The organism is Paenibacillus sp. Aloe-11 (assembly GCF_000245715.1).
GTDB classification, from domain to species: Bacteria; Bacillota; Bacilli; order Paenibacillales; family Paenibacillaceae; genus Paenibacillus; species Paenibacillus kribbensis.
This window is the reverse complement of record NZ_JH601040.1, coordinates 117,068-135,866: the sequence shown is the minus strand read 5'-3', so window position 1 is coordinate 135,866 and position 18,799 is coordinate 117,068. Positions and strand designations below refer to the sequence as shown.

General features: G+C 48.5%; 15 protein-coding genes. 3 read left to right on the top strand and 12 right to left on the bottom strand.

Annotated elements, in window-relative coordinates:
• Positions 1 to 308: 308 nt before the first annotated feature.
• The 11 genes from WG8_RS01725 to WG8_RS01675 form a co-directional block, all read right to left on the bottom strand.
• Entirely contained in the window at positions 309 to 1,919 is a 1,611-nt protein-coding gene (locus tag WG8_RS01725; protein ID WP_007428339.1) for an FAD-dependent oxidoreductase, read from the bottom strand.
• 25 nt (positions 1,920 to 1,944) lie between these two features.
• Positions 1,945 to 2,910, bottom strand: a complete 966-nt coding sequence (locus tag WG8_RS01720; protein ID WP_007428338.1) for an ROK family protein — start codon at positions 2,908 to 2,910, stop codon at positions 1,945 to 1,947.
• Positions 2,911 to 2,995: 85 nt separating this feature from the next.
• Positions 2,996 to 3,835: a MurR/RpiR family transcriptional regulator gene (locus WG8_RS01715; protein ID WP_043890681.1), complete on the bottom strand. Its 840-nt coding sequence runs from the start codon at positions 3,833 to 3,835 to the stop codon at positions 2,996 to 2,998.
• The gene (locus WG8_RS01710; protein WP_043890689.1) at positions 3,813 to 4,532 is read right to left on the bottom strand and encodes an N-acetylmannosamine-6-phosphate 2-epimerase; all 720 of its coding nucleotides are present in this window, start codon (positions 4,530 to 4,532) and stop codon (positions 3,813 to 3,815) included. Before WG8_RS01710 ends, WG8_RS01715 begins: the two co-directional genes overlap by 23 nt.
• Positions 4,533 to 4,537: 5 nt before the next feature.
• Entirely contained in the window at positions 4,538 to 6,079 is a 1,542-nt protein-coding gene (locus tag WG8_RS01705) for a DUF4127 family protein (RefSeq protein WP_007428335.1), read from the bottom strand.
• Positions 6,080 to 6,185: 106 nt separating this feature from the next.
• Complete coding sequence (locus tag WG8_RS01700; protein WP_007428334.1) at positions 6,186 to 7,976, bottom strand: protein O-GlcNAcase; 1,791 nt, start codon at positions 7,974 to 7,976, stop codon at positions 6,186 to 6,188.
• A 52-nt stretch (positions 7,977 to 8,028) separates the two neighbouring features.
• Positions 8,029 to 8,919, bottom strand: a complete 891-nt coding sequence (locus WG8_RS01695) for a carbohydrate ABC transporter permease (protein ID WP_007428333.1) — start codon at positions 8,917 to 8,919, stop codon at positions 8,029 to 8,031.
• Positions 8,919 to 9,800 carry a carbohydrate ABC transporter permease gene (locus WG8_RS01690; protein ID WP_007428332.1) on the bottom strand — a complete coding sequence of 294 codons (882 nt, stop codon included), beginning with the start codon at positions 9,798 to 9,800 and terminating at the stop codon, positions 8,919 to 8,921. The genes WG8_RS01695 and WG8_RS01690 overlap by 1 nt, the downstream gene beginning before the upstream one ends.
• Before the next feature lie 64 nt (positions 9,801 to 9,864).
• The gene (locus WG8_RS01685) at positions 9,865 to 11,139 is read right to left on the bottom strand and encodes an ABC transporter substrate-binding protein (RefSeq protein ID WP_007428331.1); all 1,275 of its coding nucleotides are present in this window, start codon (positions 11,137 to 11,139) and stop codon (positions 9,865 to 9,867) included.
• A 217-nt stretch (positions 11,140 to 11,356) separates the two neighbouring features.
• Positions 11,357 to 11,920 carry a DUF420 domain-containing protein gene (locus WG8_RS01680; RefSeq protein ID WP_007428330.1) on the bottom strand — a complete coding sequence of 188 codons (564 nt, stop codon included), beginning with the start codon at positions 11,918 to 11,920 and terminating at the stop codon, positions 11,357 to 11,359.
• A 220-nt stretch (positions 11,921 to 12,140) separates the two neighbouring features.
• Complete coding sequence (locus tag WG8_RS01675; RefSeq protein WP_007428329.1) at positions 12,141 to 12,416, bottom strand: GNAT family N-acetyltransferase; 276 nt, start codon at positions 12,414 to 12,416, stop codon at positions 12,141 to 12,143.
• 165 nt (positions 12,417 to 12,581) lie between these two features.
• On the opposite strand from WG8_RS01675, the gene WG8_RS01670 reads away from it, so the two are divergent.
• Both WG8_RS01670 and WG8_RS01665 read left to right on the top strand, forming a co-directional pair.
• Complete coding sequence (locus WG8_RS01670; RefSeq protein ID WP_043890688.1) at positions 12,582 to 13,532, top strand: ATP-dependent DNA ligase; 951 nt, start codon at positions 12,582 to 12,584, stop codon at positions 13,530 to 13,532.
• Positions 13,533 to 13,643: 111 nt separating this feature from the next.
• Entirely contained in the window at positions 13,644 to 14,186 is a 543-nt protein-coding gene (locus tag WG8_RS01665; RefSeq protein ID WP_007428327.1) for a MarR family winged helix-turn-helix transcriptional regulator, read from the top strand.
• A gap of 135 nt (positions 14,187 to 14,321) precedes the next feature.
• Here the strand turns inward: WG8_RS01665 and WG8_RS01660 are convergent, their stop codons facing one another.
• Positions 14,322 to 15,257 (bottom strand): manganese-dependent inorganic pyrophosphatase, encoded by a 936-nt coding sequence (locus WG8_RS01660; protein ID WP_007428326.1) that lies wholly within the window; start codon positions 15,255 to 15,257, stop codon positions 14,322 to 14,324.
• Positions 15,258 to 15,618: 361 nt separating this feature from the next.
• Here WG8_RS01660 and WG8_RS01655 point away from each other — a divergent pair.
• Positions 15,619 to 18,799, top strand: a 3,181-nt coding sequence (locus WG8_RS01655; RefSeq protein ID WP_007428325.1) for a S8 family serine peptidase, incomplete at its 3' end; no start/stop codon positions are given.

Below are 18,799 nucleotides of genomic sequence, written 5' to 3'. Positions count from 1 at the left end.
GCAAAATCCGTACTCACTCGTTGTTCAGTTTTCAAAGATCAAACATTCATTTCTTTTTCGCTGCGTTTTTCAGCAGCTATAAGATCATATCATGTTCATTTCAAAAATGCAAGGGTTATTTTTTTCTTTCTTATCAAGATCATTTGGCCCAAGTTTTCATTTTTTGAAATTGCTGTTTTGTTGTCAGCTAAAATAATATATCACAAACTCAAACAACTTAGCAAGCACTTTTTTTAATTTTTATTACTAAACCGAATTCCCCTTCTCCGCTTCATTAAATTCAGCCAAGGGGCTAGTTGCCCCTCGCTTTAGCTGGTGACTCCCTCCGGCTCAAATACCTCAGCAGGCCAATGTAGCTCCACCCCCTGGCGAAGAAGGCTGTTTTGAAACCGTCCCAGATGTTCTGATGATTCGTTCACTTCATTTGGATATATTCCGTTAGAAACGCAGTAAGCCGCCAGACTTCCAGCTACTTCCCCTATGTTCCACTCTGTAGGATGCAGACGATAGCAGCCATTTGCGATTTGGGTCATCCCTATATTTTTACAGGCAGGAAGCAGATTACGTACTCTTATCGGTATAAGGGAGCCTAACGGGATTTCATAAGGATAGTTAGGGATATAAAATGTCCGTTGAGATACTGTAGTCGGATGAAGATCTAAATGATAGCTGCCAACACCTACACTGTCTACATATCGCTTGGGCCCTTCCTCTCCCCGCAGCTCACGACTTACATCAAACTCTGATATCGTATATTTAGCCTGAATCCGGCGTGACTCGCGAATATAAGCTGTTTTAGCCAGACCATCCGAGGTGCCAAGAAAATCTCCTCGTGGCCGAATTCCCGGATAGCCGAATCCTCCATCCAATCGTGGGGCTTCAGTTTGAAGCCAATAGATTAATGATTGAGTCAACTCACGCGCTCCTTCTCGATGTCTTGCCTGCTCCTGAGCGGTGACACCGATCAACGGACCGAGGTAATAATCATTTTGCGCCCAGTTTAAAAGAGTAACCTCACCATCATTTAACGGTTCGCTCCATATGGAGGGATCTACAATACGGCGATAATCCCATAAGGATACTATGCCCTGATCATTAGGAAATAATGTGAACCGTTTTAGTTTGCTGGTATCATCTGCATCTGTCGCGAACCAGCTTAAAATGGGGAACCGCGAAAAAGAAGGGATATAATTTCTCCAGAAATCATATTGTTGCGGCCGCTCTATAATGAAGCTTCCTTGGGGAATATAATCCACAGCGGCCACATGTGTGATAGACTGCATATCCAAAGGATCAGCACACTTCAGTGCATGTGGCTCACCCGTAGCCTCTCGCGACTCGGCTCCGCTCGTATGCTCCACTCCCGCCAGCGGAAGAAGATCGCCACACTCCGTCGCATCCAAATAAAACGCTCCGCACAGCACGCTAACTCCACACTTATGATCAGGGTTATTGAAGGTACGAACGGTTACAGAAGTAATACAGTCCCCATCCGTCTGAGCAGCAACAGGCACGGTGTGATAATATACACGAACACGCCCTGTATTCAGATAAGGAGCAAGCATATCCCCAAGCACCCGCAAAGCTACTCGTGGTTCATGGGCCAGACGACTGACCCAGCCGTTGCCAGGATTAAGAATGGGATCATTATGGGCTTCTTCCGTTAACGGATAGTTCTGACGGTAATAATCCCGTACACGATTTCGGAACTCGCGGTATGTTGCTGTGCAGCCAAACTGTTCGATCCATCGATGCTCATCCGGGGGAACAGCCTGTGAAGTTAGCTGTCCTCCCAACCAATCCGTTTCCTCCGTCATGATAACTCTCATGCCAGCCTTCGCTGCCGCAAGCGCTGCCGATGTCCCCCCCAGACCTCCGCCAATCACAACGATGTCGGTATCAAGCCGATTTTGCGTCATGGTTCGTTCCCCTTTCATGCTTGCGCTAAGTCTCCGTTATTTCAAAAGCAAGCCGTGCGGCACCTATAATGCCAGCGCGATTGCCGAGCAACGCCCGACTTACTTCCGTTTGAACTCCCATCAGGTGCAAATGCTTTTCCAGCAAGGGCCACCAGACCTCTCCCGCGTCTGCCACTCCCCCGCCTACAATAATCGCCTCAGGATCAAGCGTCACTGAAATATTAGCCAAAAGCACAGCCAAATCTGCGGTGTACTCGTCCAGCACCCGGATGGCCTCCAGGTTACCGTGAGCGGCCTCCTGCATGATCTTGTTCCCCGAGCGGTAGAGCTTGCCCGTATATTCCGCGCCCCGCCGTAACAGGGCTGTGCCCGATACATACTGCTCAGCGCAGCCTTTTTTTCCGCAATTGCAGGGGAGACCGCCCGGGAATAAAATACTGTGTCCCCAATCACCGCCGCTCCAATGAGCCCCTCTGCACAGGAGGCCATGCTCCATAAATGCACCGCCGACACCTGTTCCCAAGGTGAGCATAGCCAGACGCTGCTTGCCCTTTCCTGCTCCCTGCCACGACTCTCCAAGCAAAGCGGCGTTCGCATCATTATCAGCAATGGCGCGTACAGCCAGCTTTTCTCTAGCCCACGTTACCAAGGATGTACCTTGCCAGCCAGGCAGGTTGTCGGTGGCATACACAACTTCACCGCTCTCCACATTGACTCTGCCTGCGGTGGCAATTCCCAGAGCGTCTATACCAATATTCACGCTGGTGTCTCCAAAAGAACGCATCAGCCCACATACCGACTCGGACACCCGCGATAGTACCCATTCACGTCCACGGGAAGCGTCTGTATCCAATCGGATTTCATCAAGTACAGCTCCATCCCGCGCCACTAGGGCGGCTTTTACCGATGTACCTCCAATGTCAATTCCAATGACTCTGTTCACAGCATCTGCCACCACAGCGTCCTCCCCATTGCCCCACAATATAAGCATTTATATAAGCCTTCTTAAGGTAGCTGCCTTGTATTTCATTCACACGTTGGTGTTGAACCGAAATATAATACTCCACATTAAAATCTCAATAGCTGCGCTCAATAACCGCCCTCGCTGTTTTTTCCTTCATCTGCTTGGTGTGATTGGTGTGCTTGCGTGCAAGTCCTTCACAGAGGAGGTCAATCACGAATAGCTGTGAGATTTTAGCGCCAATTGAGCCGCCCTCCATCGGGGCTTCCTTGCCCGCAGTCAATAACACGATATCTGCAATAGAGGTGATTGGCGATTTTGCATAATTCGTAATGGCGATAACTGTCGCACCGTTTTGCTTGGCCTTGTACAGCATGTCGTTCGTATCCAGCGTACTTCCCGATACACTTATGCCGATAGCCACATCCCCGGGCTTCATGGACACCGCCATCATCGACTGAATATGACTATCTGCCACAGCCTCGGCGCGCCGCCCGATTCGTAAGAAGCGGTTTTTGGCATCCTGCGCAGAAATCCCCGAAGCGCCTACACCAAAAAATTGGACATAGCCCGCCTGATTGAGACACGCTATCGCGCGTCCCAGCTCTGAATGGTCCAGAAGCCCCATGCTGGAGTGCAAAATATCGAGCATGTTGTGATACACTGTGCGGGTGATATCATGTTCGTTATCCGGGTCAAAGCTTTCCCCGCCTATATCGGTTTTGCGATAAGTTTGGTTTTGCGCCAGGGACAGCCGGAAATCCTGATAGCCTTTGAAACCAATCTTCCGGCAAAAACGCATGACGGTCGTTTCACCTGTGCCTGCAAAATCAGCCAGCTCCGTTACGGAGAAATAGATGATATCTGCGGGGCGCTCCAGTACGCACAAGGCGACTTTTTGCTCCGATTTTGTTAATGAAGGAAAATACGTGTTAATTCTGTCGTTCATCTCCATAGATGCTCTTCACTGCCTTCCTTGCGGCATCGGCAAACCGCTGCGTAATCAATTGAGGTCTGGTAATCGCCGAGCCTACAACCACTGCATGTGCACCCAGCCGAAATGCTTCCTCTACCTGTGCCGGATCATGGATTCTGCCCTCTGCAATTAAAGGAACGGGAACCAGTTCCGATGCTCTTCGAACCAGTTCCAGATCAGGGCCATCCATCTGAACAGAGTATGGCGTATAACCGGACAATGTTGTGGATACGCAGCCTACACCAAGGGAAGCCGCATGAAGTGCCTCCTCCAATGTCGATATATCCGCCATGGAAGTTACTCCATGCTCATGGGCGTAATCTATGAGCCGCTTGAGCTTGCATCCTCCCGGACGCGGACGCAGTGTGGCATCCAGTGCGATGATATCCGCGCCCGCCTCAACCAGTTCCTCCATCTCGCGAAGAGTCGGCGTAATGTAAATATCAGAATCTTCATAATCCCGCTTAATCAAACCAATGACTGGCAGAGAAAGCGCCTGTTTAATCGCACGCACATCTGTTGCCCCGTTGGCGCGAATCGCTACAGCTCCGCCCTGCTGTGCGGCGCGCGCCATTTTAACCATGGAATCCGCTCCATGCAATGGTTCATCTGGAAGCGCCTGACAGGATACGATCAGGCCGTGCTGCACTTGTGATAGAACACCTTCTATTCCTATGGGGATCACCCTCTCTCCTCGGCATCATGCCGTACGGTCAATCCGACTTCAAAGGTGCGGTTCCACGGCATATAGCAATCTGTTATTTTCACGCAGCCCTCCGGCCCGTTCACATACTCCTCAAGCGCCCGCTCCAGCCGCTCGCGAATAACCGCAGAAACCGAGCCCCTCTGTCCATCGAGCATAAACTTGTTAAAGCCCATCTGTTCCACAATTCCATTATTCATAGCGGTGCGCACCACAGCGCAATAACAGGCGTCTTCGGCGTAACGCAGTGCCAGAAAGTCCAGATGCTCCTCCGAAGGTCCATAGTGGGTATACAGCGTCGACTGTGCGATGACGGTTCCGAGCGTATTGGAGCTGGTATTCCAGCCTGCATAGCCTGCCAGCTTAAAAAGCAGTCCTTTTTGCTTCAATAGTCTAAGCAGCTTGAGATCTGCACCATTGGCATAGCCTACATCAGCGAAGGCAATGTTTTTGCCCTCATAATGCAGCATGTGAGCGCCGTATTCGACCAGCTCTACTACATTCCGATGTACATCATATCCGGCCATTGCACGCTGCTGGGATGAAGCTTCTGCCATCGTGTCGCCAGGGGTATTAGCCAACAAAATCAAATCAGCCTCCGCTGCTGAGGAAGCAATCAGCCCGCCTGCTGCCATAATCTGATATTTTAAGGTTTCATAAAAGTAGCGATCCTCAAAAAGCGGAACAACGAATGCCCCCTGTAAGGCGGACAAGCGGGGATAGATCAGCGGTACAGCTTGATTCGCCTGGTTAACCCAACGCGCCAGCAACGTACATCCGACCTCGTCTGCTCCTGGATACATATACACGTTTAAATCTAGAGCCAGTTCGGAAATACGACTTCTTAGCTGCTGCTGATCCTTGGCGGTATAGCCATAGGGGGCCGAATCATCCTGTGGAATAACCATAAAATCAATGACGCCCTCTGCCACCAGCTCCAGTGCCGCTTCATTAGCCTCCAGATTCACACGGCGACGACCTAAATAATCCCCTAGTACTTCTACAGGCAAGCGTTGATTGATGTCGGTTAATTCAAGCACCTCCTCTGAGGTAGCGATTCCCAGCTCCTGACGATGCTCAATGAAGCCCTTCCTGAATATCTCACGCCCCCAATCGGCATAGTAATCCGGTTCTTCATCAGCCAAAGAGTATTGTGGACAACGCATAATCAGTTGAAATGCATACAAAGTCAGCTGCGGATAAAGCTGTTTGAGCCTGCGAAGGCGATTCACCCTGCCTCTGACCTGCTCACTCGTCATTTCATGCAATCGAGAAGGTACAATTCCACCGTACAGCAACGTATCCATCGCAATAATGGCTCCATCAGCAGCAGCCGCACGTTCTTCGAGCCATGCCCATAGTCTGGTCGTATCGCCGGGGATTTTCTTTTGTCCCATCCATTCCAATGGAGGCCGCTCCATTTGCAAATCTGTGCCCTGAGCCAATAAATAAGGAAATTCATAATTACAGGGCCGTTCATCCAGCGGTACAAAAAGTACACGGGTGTTTGGCTTCACCACACGCTCCACCTCTCCTGAAAATTACTGTTATACTTACGGCTATGCTCACAGCGGTCATGATTTTCAGAGCAATTACGCTGTCTGGTTTCTCTCCAACAGCTAAAGCCTATAGATTAAGCCGATATTTGCCCGGTTCATCCTGACAGACGTAGCCCCACTGCTCGGCAGCACGGATAGCCGGATTGCTGCCCAGCCGGGCTGTCGCCTCCAGACAAGCGGTTATGCCGCTACGCAGCTCGGCTATGATTTCGTCCTTCAATGGCGGTGGCTCTTGCCCGCCAGTCACTTCGCTTTGCGTGCCGCTCCCCCGTGATCGGGCATCATCCTGCCGTCCGCTGCTGAGTACGGCTTGTCGCAGCACTCGCCATAGACTCACGTCCAGCTCGGCACGATCCAGCCATGGCGCTGCCTGGGACACGAACCCGGCCGCAGGGTCATCGGCCGGGACGTTCCGCAGGACGTTTACGGCCTGAAGCAGCCGCTCAAAGTACATATCCAGCGCAGGGATATCGCGCGATTGCAAGGCAAAATCCACGTCCTCATACGTGTTGCCGCCCAGGCGGCTGTTCCTGTTTTGACGACAGAAAAACATAAATTCTCCCGTGCGCTCGCCCGCCAGTTCACGTGCAGCCCATGCCCAAGAGAGTTCCGGCATGTACCGCTCACTGTTCCACATGTAGTGGGCCATCGTAATGAGCGTCACTTTGGAGCACTCCCATTGATTCATCGGATTGGCTAACAACCCGGTATGTCCACAGTCTGGAAGCCTGGAATACCGTCCGCGCAGCGGATCGAGGAACAAGCGATCACGGTCGCAATCATTTACCGGGATGTTATCCCACAGCCATAGCTCATGCCCAAAGAAAGCATGATTCTCAGCGGCATGCTCTCGACTAATCTGCGGGGCAAAAACAAAGTACCCTGTCCAAAACACTTTAATGTCCGGGTGCAGGCGCTCATGGAAATCCTTTTTATATTCCGTATCCCAATACGACCAGTACTCCGAAGGACACACCGTTAGTGTAAACTCAGGCAGCCGCTCGGTCAGCCATGTATGCACCTTGTTGGTCAAAAAGACATGAGCGTGACCCGAGCGACCCAGCAAATGTCGGTTTTCCCCTTTTAGCACATAGTCAATATCATCCATTAAGACAGCAAAGTGCCGTACGCCAATAGCTATCACAGCCGCCAGCTTTTCCGTCAGCCTAGCAAAATCTTCATCGCTGCCAAAACTCAGATCATTCCCTGGACTGATACAGTAATGAAAATCAACCTCATTCCGGTCGCAGGCTTCTTTTAATTCGCGAATCTGTGCAAATGTATCCTCAGGATACGGCTCCCGCCACAGCTCGCGATGATACGGATCATCCTTGGGGGCATACATAAACGTGTTCATTCGATGCGCAGCCATAAAACAGACGGCATTCAGCCGATCTGCGAAGCTCCACGGCTCTCCGTAAAAGCCCTCAATAATTCCTCTGACCGGAAATGAAGGCTCATCCCGAAGAGATAGCACCGGCAAAGTACATCGCTCCTGTTCAATCTGGAGCAGGAGATGCAGGGCATCCATGCCGTATTTGAGCCCTCTTTTATTGGAAGCATGGATTTCAATCCGGCCCTCCTTCTGAATCTCCAGACGATATCCGTCTGCAAGGAGCGTTCTATCATACTCCAGTACCAGTTGCACACTGCCTCGGGTTTCAGTCGGTACGCCCGGTCCCGGAGGCAAAATCAGCTTGATCGGTCCCTCGGGGTCTAACACACCTTCATACTCCTGATTCATCGCAAAGCGTGAGGACAGCTCACAGACCAGACGCGGTTCAGGTACAACCAGCTTTTCTCCACTGTCATATGCATCCCGAAAATAATATTGAATCTCCTGCGGTGTTAATCCCATTGCAATCGCCTCTCCTTCCATTCACGGGCTATCCGTAGCGGGAATTTCCAACCTAGCCTTTCACCGCTCCTGCCAGACCTTCCATATAGTAGCGCTGCGTAAACAGGAACAATATAATAATCGGCAGCACTGAAATCATCGTGCCCGCTGCAATCCAGCCGAAGTTATAGGCAAATTGGCCGTTGAGATAGGTGAGCGCAGCCGCAAGCGGGTATAGCTCCGTGTCGTTCAAAATAACGATAGGCCACAGAAAGCTGTTCCAGAACGACATGGCCTCCAGCAAAGAAATCACGGCGAGCGCCGGCTTCACCAACGGAAGCACCAGCTGCCACCAAATTCGAAACTCCGAAGCGCCATCCATTTTGCCGGAATCACGCACATCGGTAGGAATATGAATAAACGTCTGCCGCATCAGAAAAATGTTAAACACAGAGACCGCTCCAGGCAGTACCACACCCAAATAGGTGTTGCCCAGATGAAGTCCTTGAATGGTCAAATAATGCACAATAAATGCGGTGTAAGAAGGAATAATCATCGTGGCAATCAGCAGTGTAAATACCAGATTTTTACCCTTAAAATGAAATACGGCCAAGGGATATCCCGTCAGGCTGGCGAGTATTACATTAAGCACAACACCCAGCACTGTAATAATCACCGTATTCAGGATGTACTTTGGAAAATTCATAAAATGCCATACTTGAACATAATTGTCAAAATCAACAAAGGTCGGAAAAATGGCGGGCGGCGATGAAAAAATGTTGCGGCCCGGCATGAGTGATACGCTAAGCAGCCACAGAAATGGTCCCATTAAAAAAAGAGCGAGCAGCACCAGCAATACATAGATCACCGTCATTCTCACCATTCGCCCCAGGCTGCGCGTGATCCGGCTATTTTTGTTTTTCGGAAGGGGTGAGTGTAGCTTTTGGTCATTCTGTAGAGTCATCAATAGGGATTGACACCACCTTTCCTATTGAATCGGAATACGATAATACTGAGCACAGCAATCATTGCGCCGACAATCAAGCCAAGCGCCGAGGCATAACCAAAGTTAAACTGCTCCATCCCTTTTTGGAAAATATACAAGCTGGAGGTCAACGTGGCCGTCCCCGGCCCACCCTTGGTCAGCACATACACTTCGTCAAATACACGAATAGCCGCCATAAGCGAAATGAGTGTGCAAAACAGGATGTAGGGCCTTAATAACGGTAGGGTTATATGAACGATCAGCCGCCAGCGGCTTGCCCCATCCACTCTGGCAGCTTCGTACAGATCTTGTGGAATGTTCTGTAAGCCTGCCAGATAGAGCATCATATAATACCCGAGTCCCTTCCACATCGTGATGAACATGAGTACATACAAGGCTAAATTACTGTCCGATAACCAGTGTATCTCCCTGCTGATTATGCCGACCTTGATGAGCAGATAGTTCACGACGCTGTTATTGCCCAGCAGCCAGCTCCATATTAAGGCCACGGCTACCATGGAAGTTACGACAGGAATGTAATAGGTCGTTCGAAATATTTTAATGGCCGGTATACGGCTGTTCACCAGCACGGCCATCAGGATGGAGAAAATCTGAAGAAAGGGAACAATGAGCACATACACTAATGAGTTCCAGATCGAAATAAGGAAGTTGCGGTCCTTAAACGCTGCCTCGAAATTAGCGAGACCGACATAATGGGTATCCGATATGACCGAATAGTCCGTCAAGGCCAGCGGGATGCTGTAGATAATAGGCCAAAATACAAAGACGGCAAGCAACAACAGTCCCGGCGTCATAAAGGCCCAGGCCGTAAAGGATTCCGACCTCAACCATTTGATCATGCTGCATCACCACCCGTTTTTGTTAAATGAACAGGGGAGCATTCACTTCACTCCCCTGCTGAGCCTACTGCTTTAAAATGTCATTCACTTCCTCCTCCAAAGCAGTGAGCGTTTGCTTCGTGTCCGTTCCGTTTAATAAAATATTCTGAAAAGCACGTGTAACAGCACTGTTCACGTCCTTGGCATTAGGCACACCGACCATGTAGTCTGTCGCCTTATCCAGGCTTTGCGCAGATACCACCTTCGCCTGTGCTTCCAGTGATTGATCTGACTGCGTGAAGTACGGGTCTTTAATGGAATCCTTCGTAGAAGGCAGCGTATTAGCCGCTTTGGAAAAAGCCGTCTGGCTCTCCGCATTTGTCAGGAAAACAGCAAACTTCACCGCTTCATTCACATGAGCAGACTTGGTCGGTACGACCAGGTCCATGGAGTTGGACAGTCGTACGTCGGCTTTACCTGTAGGTACAGGAACAGCGATCGTGTTCTTATATACGTCCGGCGCCGCCGTTTTGATAAAATTGATAAACGTTGGGCCTGCCAGCTCGAAAGCAACCTGCTCTCCGGCATAATATTTCACTTGCTGTGCAAAATCAGCGTCTTCTTTAAGGATGACGCCATCTTCCATTTGCTTTTTTAGATTATTGATCATAGTGACCGCTTCCGGCGTATTGAACGCAGCGGCAGTCTTTTCTTTATTCAAAATCGGAATGCCATCTATGGCAAAAAGCTTGGATACAAGCTGCTGCGCATAACCTGCTTTGCCTAATTTTCTGTTGACCTGGCGGCCCCATTCTGACAGCTCTTCCCGTGTTTTGGGCGGATGGGCAGGGTCCAATCCGGCAGCCTTCACCAGCTTCGTATTCATGTAAAGCACTTCCGTGCCCGTATACCAAGGTAATGCGTAAGCCTTTCCATTAATGACTGTGGAATTATAGATACCTTCGAAATAAGCAGCCTTCTCCTCCGGGGACAAATACTCATTCATATCAACAACAGCACCCTTGGAGCCCATTTGGCTGGCGAATTCCGTATTGAGATTGACCACATCCGGACTGCTCCCGCTAGCAATACTCGTCAACAGCTTGTTGGTCACCGCATCGTAAGGGTAGTCCTTCCAGTCAATTTTGACATCGGGGTTCTTCTGCTCATAATCGGCAATCACTCGGTTGAAATACGGGGTAAATGTGGGTTGTAGCGCAATCGTCCAAAATTGCAATGTCACTTTCTCCCCGTTTACGTTTTCCGGTTTTGAGCTTCCGCCACCGCAGCTGCTTAGCAGTACAACCAGCGCCAGCATAGATACAAGCAACCGCAACCTGCCTTTCGCTTTCTTTGTCACATGGTGACCCCCTTGTTCTTAGTTGATTAAGGTAAATTATAACAGAAATGCCGGTATAGAAGGAACATTTTTTCAATAAAATAAATTAAGAAGGAATAATTTTTCTTGTGTTCATTTTTCGCGTTTGGTTTATATAAGCATAAAAAAGACGCCTCAGACAGCAGAGACGTCTTTTTTGCTTCATTGAACCTACAGAGGGTTGAATCAAGGTTAGCTATTAATAATAAGGAGCCATAAATACGTACACGAGCACTCCGGTCAAGCTGACATACAGCCAAATTGGCATGGTCCAGCGCGCAATTTTGCGGTGCTTGGCCACCTGCATGGTCCATCCCCAAACAACTGTGAACAACGCCAACGGTACGATAACTGCCGCTAGGATACTATGGGAAATCAGCAGCGTAAAGTAGATCGGCCGAAGAATCCCTACCCCGCCATATTTTGCAGTTTCCGGCGAAATGTAGTGGAAGGTCAGATAGGAGAATAAAAATAAAACGGTACTGGCAAAGGCCAGCAAAATAAAAGTTTTATGCACCTTGATGTTCTTTTTGAAAATAGCAATCAGCGCAGCCACCAGAAAAATAAAGGTGAAGCTGTTAAAAATCGCATTTAGCCTTGGGAAAATCGTGATGTCGAAGCTTACACCTCCCTGGTATCCGATCGGCGAAAAGAATAGCAGCAAAATAATCACGTTGGCTATAATGGAAACGGTGATAATCAAGGCTGTAAAATTACGATTGCTCGTTGGAACATACTGCTTGTCCTCACTCGCTTTACTCATAATAAGCGTCTCCTTCGTTTAAATTCAGGTTTTCTTTTTCTGTCATAGTCGTAACCTTAATATATTATATAGAACACAAGGACAGCCTGTGAAGTGACAACAGTATGAACAATTTCACAGCGTTCTGTCTGAAAATGTGCTACACCAAAAAACACCGGAAGGTCTGATTACCTGATCCGGTGTTGCGGCGACGATTATACACCTGAGCCATGTCCCGCATTTACTGCTGCCAAACGTCACTGTATTCTTGATGGCGCTTGAACAAGGCCAGCGCATAGGAGCAAGCTGGAACAACCTTTTTATGCTGATCCCTCGCCATGTCCACAACCTTGTCGATCAGTTCCTTGCCGATCTTTTGCCCTCGCAGCTGCTCCGATACAAATGTATGGTCAATGACCAAAGAGTGGTCATTCATGGATTTATAGCCTACTTCTGCAACCACCTGTCCATCCTCCACCATGACTACCGCATGGTCCTCCTCACGAATTTGCCTCATGCAACCGCTCCCCTTTCTACCTGAAAAAAATCCTGTAATGCAGGATATCCTTATCATTCCCCGATTTGGGGACCAGCGAAACATCTTATACATAAAAAAAGACCTGTCGTCGACACTACATGTATTGTACAAAGGCTAAAGGAGGTGTCGCATTTGCATTCGGAAATGAAGCCTGTCATCCCGTTTGAACCCGAGCAAAGTGAAGAAATTCCTGTAGATAAAAATCTTTGGCGTTACGAAGTAAAATGGGACGGCACGAGAATTTTGACGTATCACGACCATGGCAGCACGCGTCTGTTCAACCGCAAGCAGCATGAACGAACGTCTTTGTACCCGGAGCTGGCTCCCTTTTCCTCCTACTGTCGGGCAGACTCGGTCATACTGGACGGGGAAATGATCGCACTCGGTGCCGATGGCAAGCCATCATTCCATGAAATCATGCGACGCGATCTGATTCGCCGAACGGATCGGATTCAAGCAGCCTATAGAGCTGTGCCTGCCACCTATATGCTGTTTGATATTGTTTATCTGAACGGGGAGTGGGTTCATCGCAGATCGTTGCAAGAAAGGCTTGATCTGTTGCAGCAGATCATAATACCAAATGAACGGATTCAATTGGCTCCTGCCCATCCTGACGGACAAGCGCTATTCCAGGTCATGTGCAGCCAAGGTATGGAGGGCATCGTATGTAAAAGGTTGGACAGCTCATACACATTGGGTGGGCAGGACGGACGATGGATCAAGGTCAAAAATTATGGCGATCTCATTGCCGTCATCGGAGGCTATACCCTAAACGGCGGCGTTATTAATGCTGTACTGCTGGGTCAGTATGATAAGCAGGGAAAGCTGCGATACATTGGACATGCAGGTACAGGCAAGCTGACTCGGGAAGATTGGCGTCAGCTTACCGAGCGCCTCATGCCACACACGATTTCGGAGCGACCTTTTGTCAATAAACCGGATCGTCATCAAGACGCAATTTGGGTGCAGCCCATGTATACCGCCAAGGTTCAATATAGTGAGTGGCGATGGCAGGAAGGACGCACCCTTCGCCAGCCCTCCATACAAGCCTTTGTCAATCAGAACATTGAACAGTGCATCGGACCTTGGATATGACGCTTGGCAGATACACTTAAAAAAAAATGCGGAATAAAGTTTGTATAAATCATTGCAACCAGTGGTTAATTAAATTACAGTTAACTAATTAACTACATTGAGGTGAATCGTATGTTCTTTTTCTTGGACTCCGAAATTCGTCAACTGGCTTATAATTTGTTTCCGGGTGGCAACAAGCCGATTGGCGTTTTAGTGGATTTATTTTCCATAACATATGAAATACGTAAAAACATGGAGAAACGCTCGCGTGAATTTGGTCTCTCCTACGGGCAATATATAGCGCTTTGTGTACTCTCTGCGCAAAGGGATGAAATGTCTTCTCCTTCTACCTTGGCTGAAAAGATGGGTGTAAGCCGGGCAGCAATCAGTTCTATGGTTATTTCCCTTGAACAGGATGGATACATTAACAAGTACGATGATCCCAATGACAAACGAGGCGTGTTTGTTTCCCTGAATGACAAAGGGAGAGGGAAAATTAAACAGATGGACCCTTTTTTCATAGGACTGGCCTCACGTCTGATGTCGGACTTTAGTGAATCGGAAATTAATCAGTTTCAAACCTATTTATCTCACGTACGTTCCGCCTTTGAAGATGTTAAAGGCTATGGTCTGACAGACCCCAAAATGACGGGAGACAAATGGTATGAAGACTAAAGAAAAAATAAGCCTCCTGCTTCCACCTGCTTTGACGCAGTTGGGTTTAAGAGGCTTATTTTCGTAATGGCAGCTAACATGCATCATGAGCCCGATGGGCGCGTGCGTGTAGCTTGCCATCCCAATCTATGAAATTTACAGACTGTTAAAAGCGTCTGTCAATACAGGGACGATTTGCGATTTGCGGGATACAACGCCTTTCAGAACAGCTTTGTTGTCGTCCAGCTGCACATTGTAAGCTTTTTCAACCGCTTGTGCCTGGCTTCCCAGCGCAATACCAATGGAATCACTGTTCACGATATCCGTTACGACGAACAGGAACAAATCCAGGTTTTTGGCTTCAATGGTTTGGGACAAGGCAGCTTCCAGTTCAGCTTGGCGGGATAACACGTCGTTCACGTCTACCGCGTTCACCTGTGCAATTTCCACTTTGCGTCCGTTCATCTGGAATTCCTTTGCATCCAGACTTACCAGCTGCTCAATCGTGTGACCGCTCAAATCAGCACCCGCTTTAAGCAAATCAAAACCGTAACGATCTGCATCTACACCAGCAATTTCAGCCAGCTCACGAGCAGCAGCTACGTCTTGATCGGTGCAGGTTGGGGATTTGAACAGCAGGGAATCCGAAATGATCGCCGACAACATCAAACCTGCGATTTCTTTCGGAATCGCAACACCGTTTTCCTTGTAAAGCTTGTTCAAAATGGTAGCGGTGCAGCCCACAGGTTCAGCACGGAAGTATAACGGCTGGCTTGTTTCAAAGTTAGCGATCCGGTGATGGTCGATGACTTCAGTTACCGTTACTTTGTCAATATCAACAGCACTTTGCTGGCGTTCATTATGATCGACCAGAATGACGCTGTCCGTTTCTTCAGCAACCTGCTCAACCAGACGCGGTGCGCTCACTTTGAAATAATCCAGTGCATACTGCGTTTCCCCGTTTACCTCACCCAGACGAACCGGCTCTACGTCCGCACCCAGCTTGGTTTTCAAATGTGCATAAGCAATAGCTGAGCAAATGGTATCCGTATCCGGATTTTTATGCCCGAAAATCAACGTTTTTGCCAACATAATCGACTCCTTTGCGTTAATCATTTTACATGATTGTGAAACTCAACAATTCCAATGCAGATTATATCATTAAATCTCGCATTCTCCCATTCCCCTTCGAACAATTTCAAAAATAATCTAGTAAACTCATAACACTTCCATGGAATATATACATGAAATCCCCCTTAATTTTTCTAAAAATATTAAAAACGTATAGTAATATATCCCACCCATATGGTAAGATATGCCTCAAAACTGGCAAGTTAGTCACCAGTGGTCAATTCTATTATTTTAGTTATTAAGGGAGGCGTAAGAACAGCGGCAGTGGCTTCAAATCCTAGTATGTAGACATATCATATTTTGATTGAAAAGAGGGAAATCTTTGAAAAAGCCGATCGTTTTGAGAAAGATACCTGTCGTATCACTCGCTCTTGCCTTGACGGTAAGCTTGTCTCTGCCGTCTATCAGCTCTGCTGCTACCGCAGATCTGCAAATCGGTTCGTTTTTGAAAGCCCAGGAGGCATTGACAGTCGAGGCAGCTCCGGCCTTCATCTCGCCAGAGCTGAGCACGGATTCTTCCCGCCAGGTCAGAGTCATTGTGCAGCTTGATGGTGAGCCTATAGCCGTAGACAAATATGCCGCACGGTCAGTCGCCCAAGCCTTCACTGCCCAATCTGAGCACAAAGCGGAATCCGCTATCGCCACGGAGCAATCAACGTTCGTGGACAAAGCCGCAGAACACGGTATTTCTCTTCAGGTGAATTACCAATACAACACGGTGCTTAATGGCTTGGAGGTCACGCTGCCAGCCAATAAAATTCCTGAACTGGCTAAACTGCCAGGCGTAAAGTCCATTCACGAAAACAAAACATATTATTCTATCCCCGTACAGGACCCACCAACACTTACAGCCAATGAAGCAACCTATGACAATGCACCGCTGGATCAAATTGGTGTTCCCGAAGCCTGGGCAAAAGGATTAACAGGTGAAGGAATCAAGGTCGGGGTTATCGATACCGGTATCGATTATGAGCATCCGGATTTGAAAGCGGCTTACAAGGGTGGATATGACTCTTTTGAGCAGGATAACGATCCTTACGAGGAACCGTTGCTTGATAAAGAGAACGACCCCTATGGCACAGGTTTTAGCGGAACAACACACGGTACTCACGTCTCCGGTACAATCGCTGGTCAAGCAGCGAATACGTCTTCGGAAATTGTGCAAAAAGGCATTGCCTATAAATCGGACTTATACGTTTATAAAGTGCTTGGACGCAATGCCAAAACGGGTCGCTCCTCCGGTTCCTCCGCACAGGTCATTGACGGTATTGAGCGCGCTGTCAAAGACGGCATGAACGTTATCAACCTGTCACTCGGCTCCGACTCTGAGAAAGACCCGAACTCTCCGGACTCCATTGCCATCAATAATGCCGTGCTTTCCGGCGTAGTTGCGGTCGTTGCAAACGGTAATGCTGCGCAGGAAGGCCCATATTTCTATTCGATGGGTTCCCCCGCAACATCCCAGTTGGCAATTTCCGTCGGTGCAGCAACTTCTCCGAGCCATAGCTACTCTAATAGAGCATCGGTTAATTTTTCTACCTATGGAAATGATGGGAAGCATATGACAGTTACATCAGATACCTACTACCATCTTAACACGATGAGTTGGCAAACGTTTCATGAGGATTTCGCTTCCATTTTAGGAACAGCGCCATTGGAATTAGTATATGCCAATTTGGGATATCCGGATGATTTCACTTCTAAAGATGTACAAGGTAAGGTTGTAATCGTATCACGTGGCGCCTTGGGCTTTGTAGACAAAATCGCGAACGCACAACAAAGCGGTGCGAAGGCTATTATTATTTTCAATGGTCAAGCGAAATCTGGCGACAGTACTCAAGCCAATCTGAATGATGCTATCCCGGGTTACGACGGTTACATTAATTCAAATCAGGGTGATGGTGTGGATTACATTCCTACCTTTGACATGATAGGAAAGGAAGGCCGGGCGCTGGCAAGACAAATCATTGAAAGCCAAAACAGCAAACAGAAATTCTTTATCAGTTTTGGAAAAAATTATATTCGCACAGATAATGCAGGCAATACCATGGCCGCATTCAGCTCCCGCGGACCAAACGGAGATGAGCTGCTTAGTATCAAGCCGGATGTGAGCGCACCGGGTGTTGGCATTATGTCAACCTATCCTGCCTTCGCCAAGTTCTACCCGGATGCTTCTTATGAGCATGCTTACAAACGCAGCAACGGAACCAGTATGGCCTCTCCACATGTGGCCGGACTTGCTGTGCTGTTGAAGCAGCAGCATCCAAACTGGACACCTTTCGATATCCGTGCTGCTCTCGCAAACACTTCGGTTACACTTTTTAATGAGGATAAGATCCAATATGATGTGTATTCCCAAGGTGCAGGCCTTGTAAACATCGCGAATGCGATTCAGACGCCAGCCCTGCTGGAAACTGTCGAAAAGATTACGATTCTCGACAAAAACTTTAATCGGCAGGAGGTTGTGAATTACAATCCTTCCGCCAGCTTCGGGGTGATGCGACCAGGTAGTGATGCGAAGCAAATTCAGCTTCAGCTCAAAAATTTGTCCGCTAGCCCTGTGCAATATGAAGCCAGCTACATTTTGCATAAAAATGTAACCTCTGATCCCACGAAACCAATTGCCACACCTGACGTGAGCAACATTGCCGTGCAGCTGCAAGGTGTCGGCGCGAATGGCGCAATCTCGGCGGAACCAGGTAAATCCCAGCCGTTCTTCCTGTCTGTACAACCCAATTCGGGAGCAGCCACAGGTGTATATGAAGGGGAAGTTATGCTGAAAAGCGCCGGACTGCCAACACTACATCTGCCATTCGTCGTTCATGTCGGGAAAGAAAATCCGGCAACAGGCTTCGGCTTGCAGGATCTGAGCATCAACAACCCGATTATTTATCCAAATCGAACAACTACTCAACGCTCAGCAGATCTCACTTTCCGCCTGACTACGGATAAAACGAACCAGATCGGACTTTATATATATGGTTTGGATGATAAGCTAATCGGTCAGATCAACGGAATTACAACTACCAAGGAGCAAGGAGCCAACGCCCGCCTCAAACAAGGCGCATACTCCTTCAATAATATCGATGGAAGCTACGTTGAATTTGATTCCAATGGAATGCCTGTTCTGGACGCTAGCGGTCAGCTCGCCATTCAGCATTTGAAGGACGGCGTGTACAAGCTGGAAGTAAGTGCTCCTGAACTGAATGCAAAAGGCGAAGTTGAGTTCAATACAAACGGCCCTAAATTCTTCACCGCTATGATATCTATCCGAGTGGATAATACTTCTTCCGGCAGTAGCGGCGGCGGAGGTGGTGGTGGTGGCGGTGGCGGCAGAAGCAATACGACACCTTCTGCTGAAGCCAACACATCCACTCCTGTCGCTACATCTGCTCCTTCACTTCAAACCGTAGTGAAGCAAGGACAGGCTGTCAAAGCTGTGACTACAGCCGTTGCGGTCAACAATAATGTACAATCGCTGACAGTAACCGATGCAGACTTGC

Coding starts and splice junctions, on each gene's coding strand:
- WG8_RS01695 (WP_007428333.1), bottom strand. CDS start 8,919: ATGACTCTACAGAATGACCAAAAGCTACACTCACCCCTTCCGAAAAAC.
- WG8_RS01715 (WP_043890681.1), bottom strand. CDS start 3,835: ATGGAGATGAACGACAGAATTAACACGTATTTTCCTTCATTAACAAAA.
- WG8_RS01665 (WP_007428327.1), top strand. CDS start 13,644: ATGTTCTTTTTCTTGGACTCCGAAATTCGTCAACTGGCTTATAATTTG.
- WG8_RS01660 (WP_007428326.1), bottom strand. CDS start 15,257: ATGTTGGCAAAAACGTTGATTTTCGGGCATAAAAATCCGGATACGGAT.
- WG8_RS01720 (WP_007428338.1), bottom strand. CDS start 2,910: ATGCTTATATTGTGGGGCAATGGGGAGGACGCTGTGGTGGCAGATGCT.
- WG8_RS01675 (WP_007428329.1), bottom strand. CDS start 12,416: ATGAGGCAAATTCGTGAGGAGGACCATGCGGTAGTCATGGTGGAGGAT.
- WG8_RS01680 (WP_007428330.1), bottom strand. CDS start 11,920: ATGAGTAAAGCGAGTGAGGACAAGCAGTATGTTCCAACGAGCAATCGT.
- WG8_RS01670 (WP_043890688.1), top strand. CDS start 12,582: ATGAAGCCTGTCATCCCGTTTGAACCCGAGCAAAGTGAAGAAATTCCT.
- WG8_RS01690 (WP_007428332.1), bottom strand. CDS start 9,800: ATGATCAAATGGTTGAGGTCGGAATCCTTTACGGCCTGGGCCTTTATG.
- WG8_RS01725 (WP_007428339.1), bottom strand. CDS start 1,919: ATGACGCAAAATCGGCTTGATACCGACATCGTTGTGATTGGCGGAGGT.
- WG8_RS01700 (WP_007428334.1), bottom strand. CDS start 7,976: ATGGGATTAACACCGCAGGAGATTCAATATTATTTTCGGGATGCATAT.